At 56.1% G+C, this 12,275-nt stretch carries 7 protein-coding genes; 1 reads left to right on the top strand and 6 read right to left on the bottom strand.

Going from position 1 to position 12,275, the window contains the following annotated elements; all coding sequences use genetic code 11:
- The first annotated feature begins 187 nt into the window (after window positions 1-187).
- Window positions 188-1,048 (top strand): sialate O-acetylesterase, encoded by an 861-nt coding sequence (locus SD425_RS15945; protein ID WP_324670931.1) that lies wholly within the window; start codon window positions 188-190, stop codon window positions 1,046-1,048.
- 192 nt (window positions 1,049-1,240) lie between these two features.
- Here the strand turns inward: SD425_RS15945 and SD425_RS15940 are convergent, their stop codons facing one another.
- The 6 genes from SD425_RS15940 to SD425_RS15915 all read right to left on the bottom strand — a co-directional run bounded on the left by SD425_RS15940 (window position 1,241) and on the right by SD425_RS15915 (window position 12,253).
- The gene (locus tag SD425_RS15940) at window positions 1,241-2,227 is read right to left on the bottom strand and encodes an SMP-30/gluconolactonase/LRE family protein (protein WP_324670930.1); all 987 of its coding nucleotides are present in this window, start codon (window positions 2,225-2,227) and stop codon (window positions 1,241-1,243) included.
- A 92-nt stretch (window positions 2,228-2,319) separates the two neighbouring features.
- Window positions 2,320-3,879, bottom strand: coding sequence for a carboxylesterase/lipase family protein (locus tag SD425_RS15935; protein WP_324670929.1), 1,560 nt, complete (start codon window positions 3,877-3,879; stop codon window positions 2,320-2,322).
- A gap of 100 nt (window positions 3,880-3,979) precedes the next feature.
- Window positions 3,980-5,443: a glycoside hydrolase family 30 protein gene (locus SD425_RS15930; protein WP_324670928.1), complete on the bottom strand. Its 1,464-nt coding sequence runs from the start codon at window positions 5,441-5,443 to the stop codon at window positions 3,980-3,982.
- A 236-nt stretch (window positions 5,444-5,679) separates the two neighbouring features.
- Complete coding sequence (locus tag SD425_RS15925; RefSeq protein ID WP_324670927.1) at window positions 5,680-7,113, bottom strand: glycoside hydrolase family 30 protein; 1,434 nt, start codon at window positions 7,111-7,113, stop codon at window positions 5,680-5,682.
- 167 nt (window positions 7,114-7,280) lie between these two features.
- Complete coding sequence (locus SD425_RS15920; RefSeq protein ID WP_324670926.1) at window positions 7,281-8,768, bottom strand: RagB/SusD family nutrient uptake outer membrane protein; 1,488 nt, start codon at window positions 8,766-8,768, stop codon at window positions 7,281-7,283.
- A gap of 26 nt (window positions 8,769-8,794) precedes the next feature.
- Complete coding sequence (locus SD425_RS15915) at window positions 8,795-12,253, bottom strand: TonB-dependent receptor (protein WP_324670925.1); 3,459 nt, start codon at window positions 12,251-12,253, stop codon at window positions 8,795-8,797.
- Window positions 12,254-12,275 lie beyond the last annotated feature (22 nt).

Genomic DNA, 12,275 nt, shown 5'->3' with positions numbered 1-12,275 from the left:
ACTAGCCAAACTTGCTCCAGCAAGCCTAGCGCAAAGCTCATTTTTTCACGAAAACGTTTGCGTAGCAGAGGAAGCGCAACCTGTACTAATTTTTAATTTCTTCTGCCGAAGTTGCACCCGTGGATCAGTCAGCAGGAAATAAGTTAGTCTAGCCACCCTTGAACGTATCTTCCGAAAAACGCCAGCTATGAAGCCTTCTTCTATTTTAATCCTTACGCTGGTCGTACTTCTAAGCGCCGGGCTAGGTCTGCGGGCCCAAGGGCTAAAGCCCAAGGTACGTTACTCAGCGAAGCCTCCCGTTCGAAAGGGGAAATTTCAACTTTACTTGCTTGTGGGACAATCAAATATGGCCGGGCGGGGCTACCCGGAAGCGCAAGACACCGTGCCCAACCGCCGCGTGTTGCGCCTCAACCAGGCGGGCGCGTGGGAAGTAGCCAAAGACCCCATCCATTTCGACAAGCCCGGAGCGGGAGTAGGGCCAGGCTTAGCTTTTGGCAAAGCAATGACCGAGCAAGACACGAGCGTCGTTATCGGCCTGATTCCGTGCGCTGTGGGCGGCTCTGGTATTGCGGTCTGGCAGCCTGGCGCTTACTACGAGGCTACCAAAACCAACCCGTATGATGACGCTATTGCGCGGGCGAAAGTGGCGATGCAAACGGGCATACTAAAGGGTATCATCTGGCATCAAGGCGAAACCGACAGCAACCCGGAAGGCAGCAAGGTCTACGCCCAAAAGCTGACAGAATTGATTGCTAGTTTTCGACACGATTTGCATACGCCCCAGGTGCCGTTTGTGGCCGGCCAGTTGCCTGAATTCCAGTTCGTGAAGCTCGATAGCGCCGACCGGAAGCAAGTGAATGCGTCAGCAGTTCGGGTGAATGAAAGCATTGCCCAATTAAAGAAAAGCATTCCGCACTACGCGTACGTCACGGCGGAGGGCACGAAAGACCGCGGCGATCAGCTGCACTTTGATGCAGCCTCGGCTCGTTTGATGGGCCAGCGCTACGCCGCAGCAATGCGAGGTTTGCTGAAGAAGAAACCGCGCTGATCTACGGCATATAAAGCCCGTCATGCTGCGCTGGTCGAAGCATCTCTACCGCTTCGTTGAACCTCACCCCAACCCCTCTCCAAAAGAGAGGGGCTTAGGTTAGTTTGGCGGTAGAGATGCTTCGACCAACTCACTCAGGATGACGGGCTTCGATTAGTTTACAAGTTGCCAGGACTCGTGACCCAGATATGGTTATTCTACGCCTTTTACCTTCATCGGTAGCGTGAAGATCGATTCGGAAGCAGTGATAAACAGCGTTTTGCGGTCTTTGCCGCCGAAGCAAAGGTTGGCCGTCCAGGCAGCGGGCACGTCGATGTGGGCTAGCTTCTGGCCCTGGGGCGTGTACACCATCACGCCTTTGCCCGTGAGGTAGAGGTTGCCTTTGTTATCGAGGGTGATGCCGTCGGAGCCTTGCGCCACGAAAAGCTGCCGGTTAGCGAGCGAGCCGTCAGCATTGATTTGGTACTTGTAGGTTTTGTTGGCGCCAATATCAGCCACGTACAGGTACTTGCCATCGGGCGAGCCCACGATGCCGTTGGGCTGTTTGACCTGCTCATCTACTACGACGGGTTCGGTTTTGCCTTTGGCTAGGTAATACACCTTTTGTCCCGCAATGTCTGGGCTCTGACGGCTCCAGTAGGAGCGTTGGTAATAAGGGTCGGTGAAGTAAATGCCGCTAGTTTTGGGGTTGATCCACAGATCGTTTGGGCCGTTGAGCTTGTGTTGTTGCACGTCGCGCAGCAGCACCGTCACTTTGCCGGTGGGGCTGATAGACCAAAGCTCGTTGTCGGCGTCGGCGCAGGCCAGTAGGTTGCCTTGCGCATCGAAGTACAAGCCGTTGGAGCGACCCGTTTTATCCAGGAAGACCGACAGCTTACCATCGGTGCCGTACTTCCAAATTTTATCGTTGGGCTGATCGGTGAAGAAGATATTACCCTGCTTATCAACGGCCGGGCCTTCCGTAAACTTGAATTGGCTGGACACCAGCGTAGGCTGCGTTGAGCCGGCTACGATGGTGCCCAAACGCCCCGCGTTGCTGGTATCGGTTGGTAGTGTGTGACCTACGGGCTTAGATGATGGATGCGACCCGGCATGTGTTGGCGACTCAGCCAAGGGGAATAAACAAGCTCCCAGAACAACGAAGGGCAGCCAGAAGGAAGTCATAGCAGAAGAGTTCATCAGGGGTGAGGTGGTGGGTAAAGGAATAGGCAAGTTAGCGTTGGTAGTGGCCTAGGTACGGGCGGCAATTGGTGCTGACCGGTACAGGAGGCTTACAGCACGAAGCCTTGGACCGGAAAAGCGGGGTCTTCGTAAGGGGAGGGCAGCGGCGTCGGGTGGCTCGTGGCATCAAAGAGCATGACTTGGCGGTCGGCGGCGGTGTAAGCGGGCCAAGCAGCTTCAGGCTTGCCGGTCTTGATGAAGCTCACCCAATGGTGGTGCATAAGCGTAGCGAGCTGCTGACTTGTGGGGTTCGCTGACAGCTCACGCGGGAGCGAATTCCACGCATAACCTAGCTCGCGGGCGTGTACGGGCCGTTGATCGGCGCTTGGCTCATAGTCAAAGCGGTAGAGCCAAACGGGTTGCGCGGCCCCAACCAGCGTTTGCGCCAGTCGGTACGTGGCCATGCGGTAGAGGTAGTCTGTGACGGTTGTCAGCCAGGCTTTATCAGCAGGTTGAGTTTGGCTGAGGGATGAGTAAGCGCGCCATACGTAGCTGCCGTTTTTGCCAAACAAGGGCGTCAGGACGTCTGCATTTGGCTGCGCCAACGTCGGCCACGAGTTCATAAACGAGGCGGCCTCATCTCGATTGGTACCCAGCAGCACCCGCAATGGTGCCCGATTGGGTCGGCTCAGGTAGGTGAGCGGGGCAGTAGTAATCACCGTGCCATCCAGCACCGGCCCGAACAGTTGCAAGCCGCCTGGTCCGCTGGCTATCTTGGCTTGGGCTTGCATGAGGGTAGCGGGGGGCAGCGTGAGGAGCTGTTGGGCCTGGTTGGGAGCTAGGTGCAACTCCTGCAGCAGCCGACGCGTGACCGTGGCCGCTGTAGCTGTGTCGCGGACGCACTGCACTGAGCCGCTTTCCAGAATGGCTTGCTGAAACAAACCTTGCGCCGCCGGCGTCACCAGCAAGGCACTCACCAGCTTGGCCCCCGCCGACTCGCCCATCACCGTCACACGGGCTGGGTCGCCGCCAAAGGCGCTGATGTTTTGGTGCACCCATTGCAGGGCTGCCACGGCATCGAGTAGGCCGCAGTTACCGGAATTTTGGTACGCCGGTCCGAGCGCGCTACCTAGGTACAGGAAGCCCAAACTACCAAGCCGGTAGTTGATGCTGACCGTAACCACATCGTCGCGTTGGGCAAAGTTTGCGCCTGGAAAATCGGAGCCGGTACCGCCGGTAAAAGCGCCGCCGTGCACCCACACCACCACTGCTTTCTTAGACTTGGGCGTGGCCGTTGCCGGCGCCCACACGTTCAGGGCCAGGCAATCTTCCTGGCCTTGTAGCTTGTCGTTCGAAACTTGAGTGGCTTTCGGGCCTATAGCCGTGACTTGGCGTATACCGCGCCACGGTTTTAGCGGTTGCGGCGGGCGAAAGCGCTGAGCACCAACAGGCGCTTCGGCGTACGCCACGCCCCGAAACACGAGCATGTCGTCCTCCCGCTTGCCTTGCAGCTGACCAGCCTGCGTCCGGACGATTGTGGTTGAAAGAGCAGGGGCGGTGGCCACGGCCTGCGCCGCGCAAGGCTGCGTGGGTGCTAAGCCCGGTAGGAGCAGGAGCAACGCCAGCAGCACGGAGGAGCCACTAGCCAACTTTGTCTTTTGTAAACGCATAGGTAAACATAGGCTTAATCTTGGCTTGAAAACAGAAGAACGTCATGCTCGTTGGTTGAAGCATGACGTTCTAATGGCTGGCGCAACTTTCTAGCTAAGCTTACCAGACGTAGGTGCCCGCCGCGCTACCGTACAGCGCGCTAGATACCACCTTGCCCCGGTACTGAATATTGAAGGACTGAAGCGCATTGCCGGTGTTCAAGACGATGAGCACTTTCTTCCCGCTAGGCGTTTTGAAGGCCACGTTCGGTAGGTTGTTTGGTAAGCTAGAGTTGATGCGTACCGAGCCCGGTCGCACAAACTTGCTGGCGTGCGCAATGATGTAATAGGCCACGTTGCGCGTCACGCCGGAGCCAACCGTCACGGCGGGTAGGCAGGTGCTGCATCCGCCGTTGGTGTGCGGACCGTTAGAGGCGTCGGCGGCTAGGTTCCACTCCAGCACATTACGGCTCCAGTTGCGCGTCGCCCCGATGATGAGGTTGTTCACGTGCCAGCTAAAGTCGCCCGCGAAGCTGCTAGGGGCACCTACCCATTGCTCGGTGAAGTACACGTTCTTGGTTGGGTAAGCTCCGTGCACCTGCGATAAAGCCTCAATCTTGCCGGCGTACAGGTGAAAGGCCGAGCCATCGACGTAGTCACGTGCTTGGGCATCATTGAGCACCGTAGTTGGATAATCGGGCCTGTCTGCGTTGTGGTCGTACGCAATGATTTTGGTGTCTAGGCCAGCCGCTAGCAACGCTGGACCAACCACCTTCACAAAGGCTGCCTGCTCCGTCGCCGACATCGACATGCTCGGGTTGTTATCGGGGTTTAACGGCTCATTCTGGAGCGTAACCGCATCAAGTCGTACACCTTCTGCCTTCATGGCCTGCAAATACTTCACAAAGTACTTGGCGTACGCCTGGTAGTATTCTGGTTTCAGTGAACCTCCTTTTGGGCTGCCGTTGGTCTTCATCCACGAAGGGGCCGTCCAGGGCGAGCCTAGGATTTTGATGTTGGGGTTGACCGCTAGAATCTCCTTCAAGAGTGGGAGGAAGTACGCTTTATCTGGCTCCAGACTAAACTTGTCCATGTTCACGTCGGTGCCGCCGGCGGGCAGGTCATTATAGGTATACACCTGGTCACTCAGATCGGAGGCGCCGATGCTGATGCGCAGGTAACTAATGCCTATCGAGGTGCTATCCGTAGCGAAAAGCTCTTTGAGCAGCGCTGCACGGTCGGCGGTATTCAGCTGCCGCATCACGTAAGCGCTGCCACCCGTGAGCGTGTAGCCAAAACCATCGATCGTCTGATACGTCTGGGTCGTATCCACCACGATAGTCGGATCCTGGTTGGTAGAGGCAGCGAAGTTCAGCGCTACCTTCTGCTTGGCAAACAGCTGCGATTTATCCGGGTTGGTCAGCCAAAAGGCCACTTGCGAAGGACCTACGGTCACTGGAGGCGTAGGAGGCGTAGGCGGAGCAGGCGTTGGGTCCGGTTTGTTGCTGCTCTGGCAGCTACTCGACAGCAGCAAAGCCAGTAACGAACCGCTTAGTAGAAGGCTCCTTAGGGTGAGTAAAGTCATGAGCGTTAGAATCTAATTATGGGATATTGAATAGTGCTTGGAGAAGCTAGAGCTAGGCAGTTAGCTCCCCTCCTTTTTTAAGGAGGGGCTAGGGGTGGTCTGGCTAGTATTAGAAAGCTAAACCTAGCTGGTCGTTCAACGATTGGAACCACCCCTGGCCCCTCCTTAAAAAAGGAGGGGAACTAACTGCCTAGCTCTAGATCCTCCTCTCTTTCCGGGGTTCAACCAACGACCAGCTACCACACATAAGTGCCCACGGCACCGGCAGCCAGGGTGGCGCTTACCTGCTTTCCCTTGTAGCGAACGTTGAAGGTTTGGGGGGTAGTCTGGTCATTCTGCACAATCAGCACATGGTCGCCGTTGGGCGCTTTGAAGGCCACATTGGGAGGGGTGCCGGTGCTCGTAGAGCCAATGCGGACCGAGCCGGGCCGCGCAAACTTGCTGGCGTGTGCCACGGTATAGTAGGCCACGTTGCGCTGCACGGCGTTGCCATCGAGGGTGATGGCACCTAGGCACTCGGTGCAGCCACCGGGCGTGTGCGGGTTTTGCTGCGGATCGGCCGCTATGTTCCACTCCAGCACCGTGCGCGCCCAGTTGCGCGTGCCCCCAATAGTGAGGGTTTTCACGTGCCAACCTAGGTTTTGCTCAAATTTGGTTTTTGAGCCTACCCACTGCTCGGTGAAGTACACGTTCTTGTTGGGGTAGGCTTCATGCACCTGCGACATTGCCTCGATCTTGCCGGCGTACATGTGGAACGCCGATCCATCTACGTACTGGCGTGCATCAGCGTCGTTTAGCACCGTGAGCGGGTACTCGGGCTTATCGCAGTTGTGGTCGTAGGCAATGATCTTGGTGTCGAGCTTCGCTTTCTTGAACGCCGGACCTAGGCTTTTCTTGATGAAGTCAGCTTGCTCGTTGGCGGGCATCAGCAGGCTGGGGTTGTTGCCGGGGTGCAAGGGCTCATTCTGCAACGTAATGGCATCAATGCGGATGCCTTCCGCCTTCATGCCCTGGATGTACTTCACAAAGTACTGGGCATAAGAATTATAGAGCTCCGGCTTCAGCGAGCCACCCTTCGAGTTGTTATTGGTCTTCATCCAAGTTGGCGGCGACCAGGGCGAGCCGAGGAGTTTGAGTTTGGGCTGTAACTTCAAAATCTCCTTGAGCACCGGAATTAGGTACTGCCGGTCGGGGGCTAGGCTGAACTGGCGCAGCTCGGGGTCGGTTTGGCCTTCGGGCAGGTCGTCGTAGCTGAACACCCGGTCGTCGAGGTCAGAAGCGCCGATACTCACGCGCAAGTAGCTCACCCCAATGTTGTTGCCGTCGGTGGTGAACAGCTCCTTGAGCAGCGCCGCTCGCTCCTTAGTGCCCATCTTACTTAGCAGCATAGCGCTGCCACCCGTAAGGCAGTAGCCAAAGCCATCGATGGTCTGGAAGCGTTGGCTGTCGTCAACTTCGATGGTTGGGTTGCTGTTCGTTGTGCCGGTAAAAGCTAGGGGGGCGGGCTGCCGTTGGAGCAAAGCCGACTGGTCGGGATTGGTAATCCAGCTAGCCACCCCGGCTGCTTTCTTTTTACTCGTCTGGGCTAGGCTCTGCTGGCGGCTCGTGCCCGCCAACAGCGTGACTGCGAGGAGGGAAGGAAGCACGTAGCGTTTGAATTCTATGAGCATAATTCTGTTCGAAAAGGGAAGAAGATGAGCGGGATTTCCTCGAAAACAAAAGGGGCCGGGCTGCGTCCCACCACGCCGCACCGGCCCCGAATCATTCGTTGCCTCCGCACTCACCTAGCAGAGGTTCGGAATGAAGTGTTTGGTTGAAAGAATAGCTAGGTAGGCGTTTAGTAGCCAGGGTTTTGCTGAAGCTGTGGATTGCTGTTAATTTCAGCCTGCGGAATGGGGAACAATAGATAATTTATATCACGCTCACCCTTGCGGAACTGTGCAATCAGGTCGAGAGCCGTAACGGTGTGGGCACCTCCTTCGACTTGGTTGTGGCGAGCGTAGCGTAGTAGGTCCCACCACCGTTCGCCTTCAAACGCTAGCTCCAGGCGGCGTTGACGGTCAATTTCGTTACGCATAGCCTGTTTACTAGCGGCTTGCGGCGAAGCCATCGTCAGGGCTGCTAGGCCCGCACGCTGGCGCACCTGGTTCAGGCGGGCCAGTACGTTGGTCGAAGGGCCCGTCTGCTCGTTCACCGCCTCGGCGTAGTTCAGCAACACCTCGGCATAGCGCAGCACGTAGGTGTTATCCACTGAGTTGAAGTTGTTGCCGCTGCTGGTCCACTTATAAGGATAGCTGTTGCGGTCGTTGGTATTGTTGATGCTGGGAGCCCGGTTTTTACGCGCGTCGATGTAGCTAACGTGGTTGCGGCCGATTAACTGGCCACCACTAGCTACTACGTTGCCCACATAGCTCCAGCGCTGGTCATTCACCGTATCTGCGTAGGCAATTAGCTCGGCCGTAGGCAGGTTGAACTTGGAGAACGAGTAAGTGGTAAGCGGGAATGGCAGAATCTCGTCGGGAAGCAAGTTGTTTCCATCGGGGGTGCCGGCAAACTGAACCTCGAAAAGCGACTCCGAACCCTTGTTTTCGGCCGGGAACAGTGCCCGGAAGGAGTTGTTGAGTTGAATACCACTAGTAATAACCTTGTTGGCAGCAGCTTCCGCGGCGGCCCAGTTGCGCCGAGTGAGTTGTACGCGAGCAAGCAGCGCATTAGCGGCACTGCGGGTCGCTCTGTTAGCGTTGGTTGTGGGCATCTGAACAGCGGCCTTCTCCAAGTCAGCTATCACTTGCTCGTATACTTGCTCGGGCGTGACGCGGGGTAGGTTCAACTCAGCTGGCTGAGCCGTTTCGGTGGGCGCTAGGCGCAATGGCACGCCCCCGTAGGCTCGCACCAGATTGAAGTAGCACAGACCTCGTACGAAGCGCGCTTCTCCTTGAATCTGAGTGCGGCGCAACGTGTCCATCGTGATGGTGGGCACGTACTTGAGTACAATGTTGGCCCGGTTGATACCTAGGTATGCCTGCCGAAACACGTTGCTTACCTGACCAGTGTTGGGTGTCCAAGCAATTGTTTCGAGGGCATTCACGTCATTGCTGACGCTGGTGCAGTTGTCGCTGGGCATCTCTCCCATCGTTAACAGATCCTGGCCGTAAGCTCCAGAAGCTTGCAAGGCATCGTAGACGGCAGTTAAGCTAGATTCGGCGTCGTCGCCGGAGGTAAAAAAGTTGTTCGGCGTGATGCTGGTTAGGGGCTCTTTTTGCAGGAAGTTGCAGCCGCCTAGCAGAATAAGTGCGCCTAAAGGGAGGATATATACCTTTTTCATGGGGAATTTCAGGCTAAGAAGTCAGCTTAAAAAGTGGCATTTAGGCCCACTGTGTAGGTGCGCGATTGTGGGTACACGCCAAAGTCACGGCCTAGGCTCGTCGACGAGAATGGGTCGGCGCTCACCTCCGGATCGTAGCCCGAATAGTCAGTCCAGGTGAGCAGGTTTTGGCCCGTTACATACACGCGCAGGTTCTTGATGGCCGCCTTTTTGGTGAGGCTAGCCGGCACGGTGTAAGCCAGCGTCAGGTTTTTGAGGCGCACGTAGGTGCCATCTTCAATGAAGCGAGTCGAGAGGCGGTTGTTGCTGTTCGGGTCGCTGCGTACTGGGCGCGGAATGGTCGTATTCGTGTTGGTGGGCGTCCAGTGGTTCAGCACCGCGGTGCTTTGGTTGATAGGGTCGCTTTGGCCCTCGATAACCGTGCGGGTCTGGTTATAAATATCATTGCCGAAGCTGCCTTGGAAGAACACACTCAGCTCCAGTCCTTTGAAGGAGAAGTTGTTAGTTACCCCAGCAAATGCCTTTGGGTTCGGGTTGCCAATGATCGTGCGGTCACTCGCATTAATTACTCCATCGCCGTTCAGGTCCTTGAACTTGATGTCGCCGGGAGCCGTGCGAGCGGCCTGGTAGATTTTGGTGGGTGATCCGGCATTCAAAGCATTGAGCTGGTCTGCGTTTTGAATAATGCCGTCGGCAACATAACCATAGAATACGCTCAACGGAATGCCTCTTTGCTGAATCGTATTGCCCGTGATGATGACACGTGGGGTTTGTACGCCTGCATCATTAGGCAACGAACCTAGATCTACAATTTTATTACGGTTGCCCGAGATGTTGAAGTTCGTGGTCCAGCCAAAGCCGTTGTTTTGAGCCTCCACATTGGTCGTTACCAAGCCTATCTCGATGCCACGATTCTGGATTTCACCTAGGTTTTGAAGAATGTTCAAATCTTGTCCGCCGGTGCTTTGTGGGATGGGCACGGACAGGAGCAAGTCCTTGGTTTGCTTGCTGTAGATGTCGAAGGTGAAGGTCAGGCGGTTGTTGAACATGCCTAAGTCCACGCCGCCGTTGTATTGGTAAGTGGTTTCCCACTTCACCTCGTTGCCAATATTGCTCTGCGAGATACCCCCCACAATAGCCGAGCCCGTACCCTGGTAGTTATACCCCAAAGCATAGCGCGAGTAGCGCTGGTAGGTATAGAATTCCTGGTTACCATTGGCCCCAAAGCTACCACGCAGCTTCAGGTCCGAAATGGCACGAGTCTGTGGGAAAAAGGCTTCCTTAGAAATCCGCCAACCCAAGGCCACGGCGGGGAAGTAGCCGAAGCGATTGTCTGGGCTGAACTTACTACTAGCATCAGCCCGGAAGCTGATGGTGGCCAGGTAGCGCTCGTCGTAGTTGTAGATAGCGCGGGAGAAGTAGCTTAGCAGTGCCCACTGGTCGGCGTAACTGCCTGGGATGCCGTCGGCAATGGCGCCTGCGCTAAGATACGGTACGGCGTTGGAGGCGAAGCTCCGGGTGCCGGCTCCTGAGGTAAAGCGCTCCGAAGACTGCATCGACTGACCTGCCAGCAACGTCAGGTTGTGGCGGCCACCTAGATTGGGGTTATAGGTAAGGGTGTTTTCCAGCAGCCAAATAACCTGCTGGTTCGTAGCCGTGCGGGCCGAGCCGCGCAACGACGGATCTACGCCGGGCAGGGCCAGCGGCGGGTAGTTACGACTGACAAACGTATTCTCTGTTTGCGTCCGGAAGTCCAGACCTAGCGACGAGCGCAAAGTAAGGTTCTTGAGAATGTCCAGCTCGCCAAACACGTTGCCAATCATTTGATAAACGATAGCTTTGTTGCTGCTTTCCAGTAGGTTACCCACCGGGTTGTCAAAGTTCGACGCGAATGGGTTTACGCTGTATAGGCCGTTGGCATTGTAAACTGGAATGGTTGGTACCTGAATCAGGGCGCCGATTACCGTACCCGAACTGCCTGCCCCTAGCTCTGAGCGCACGCTTCCGTTGGTGTAGGTACGGCTCATGTTAAGGTTGGTGCCCAGCCGGAAACGGTTACTTACCGTTTGGTTGAGGTTGACCTTGAAATTATAGCGGTCGAAGCCGGAGTTGATGTTGACACCCTGCTGCTTGAAATAACCACCAGCCACGTAATAACGGGTTTTCTCGGTACCACCACTTATGCTAAGCTGGTAGTTCTGGATGCCGGCGGGGCGGTACACCTCATCCTGCCAGTTGGTATTGTAAGATGGCAGATTGTTCAGGTCGGGGAAGCCGGGGGCCTGACCAGCGTTGGTAAGTATCTCGTTGTATTCCTGTGCAAACTGCGCCGAGTTGAGCACGTCGAGCTTCTTGCGCAGGTACTGACGGCCATAGTACATGCTCAAGCCTACCTGCGCTTGGCCTACTTTGCCTCTTTTGGTCGTGATAACCACAACACCATTGGCAGCACGTACCCCATAGATAGCAGCGCCGGCTCCATCTTTGAGCACGTCGATACTCTCAATGTCATTGGGGTTAAGCGTGTTAAGGGGGTTCAGGCGTTGATTGCCAGTTGTGAGTTCCTGCTGGTAATCTGGCAGCACTGGCACGCCATCAATTACGTAGAGCGGCGAGCCATTTAAGCTAAGAGAGGCGTTGCCACGCACCCGCACGTTGATGCCAGCACCGGGTGCACCCGAGGGAGCTGTCACTTGTACGCCGGGAGCCTGGCCTTGCAAGGCTTGATCGAAGCCTGCTACTGGCTGACGCTCAATAGCCGCTGCTCCTACCGAAGCCACGGAAGTAGTTAGTTCCTGGCGGCTTTGCGTGCCGTAGCCTACTACTACTACTTCTTTGAGCGCTTGCGCATCTTCCGCGAGGGTCACGTTGAAGGATGTGGTAGCGCCAGTGACGGGTACTTCTCGGCGGGTGTAGCCTACATAGCTAAATACCAGTGTACTGCCAACTGGTGCACTTAGAGTGAAGGCTCCGGTAGCATCCGTGGATGCGCCTGTGGTTGTACCTTTCACGACAACTGTTACGCCCGGCAACGGCTCGCCATTAGCTTGCGTTACCCGACCTGCCACGGTAACGTTTTCGGCTTTGGAAACGATTGCGCCTGCCGATGTAGTAACAGCTGGTTTGGCATCAACTACCAAGTAATAGTCCTCGCGGAGCTTTTTAAAGCCTAGCTCTGCTTGGGGAAGTACGCTTGCTAGCTTGTCTTCCAAGGTATTGGGCTCCGCCGCGGCCATTACCCGTTTGTTACGTACTAGCTCGCTTTCGTAGAAAATGGTAACCCCGTATTCCTTTTCCCAGCGCCCTAGTAGATCTTTTAGAGCAATGGTTTGAACAGGGGGCGCGCTGCTGCGCTGCGAAACGGTATTCACAGCCAGTATCTGTGCAGAAGCTGCGTTGTGGGGAGCGTGCAGCAGGAGCGTGCACATGGTGAGGGAAGCCGTATGCACAACACGACGACACAATCGAGTATTGCCTGGGATCATAGGTGGGAAGTATGTGAAGTGG

It is taken from the genome of Hymenobacter sp. GOD-10R (assembly GCF_035609205.1).
Lineage (GTDB): Bacteria > Bacteroidota > Bacteroidia > Cytophagales > Hymenobacteraceae > Hymenobacter.
Note: the sequence above shows the minus strand (reverse complement) of the source record. Positions and strands in the feature narration are given on the sequence as shown.

What these genes read in the sequence shown, in the direction of transcription:
- SD425_RS15945 (WP_324670931.1), top strand. Translation starts at nt 188, where the DNA reads ATGAAGCCTTCTTCTATTTTAATCCTTACGCTGGTCGTACTTCTAAGC.
- SD425_RS15940 (WP_324670930.1), bottom strand. Translation starts at nt 2,227, where the DNA reads ATGAACTCTTCTGCTATGACTTCCTTCTGGCTGCCCTTCGTTGTTCTG.
- SD425_RS15935 (WP_324670929.1), bottom strand. Translation starts at nt 3,879, where the DNA reads ATGCGTTTACAAAAGACAAAGTTGGCTAGTGGCTCCTCCGTGCTGCTG.
- SD425_RS15930 (WP_324670928.1), bottom strand. Translation starts at nt 5,443, where the DNA reads ATGACTTTACTCACCCTAAGGAGCCTTCTACTAAGCGGTTCGTTACTG.
- SD425_RS15925 (WP_324670927.1), bottom strand. Translation starts at nt 7,113, where the DNA reads ATGCTCATAGAATTCAAACGCTACGTGCTTCCTTCCCTCCTCGCAGTC.
- SD425_RS15920 (WP_324670926.1), bottom strand. Translation starts at nt 8,768, where the DNA reads ATGAAAAAGGTATATATCCTCCCTTTAGGCGCACTTATTCTGCTAGGC.
- SD425_RS15915 (WP_324670925.1), bottom strand. Translation starts at nt 12,253, where the DNA reads ATGATCCCAGGCAATACTCGATTGTGTCGTCGTGTTGTGCATACGGCT.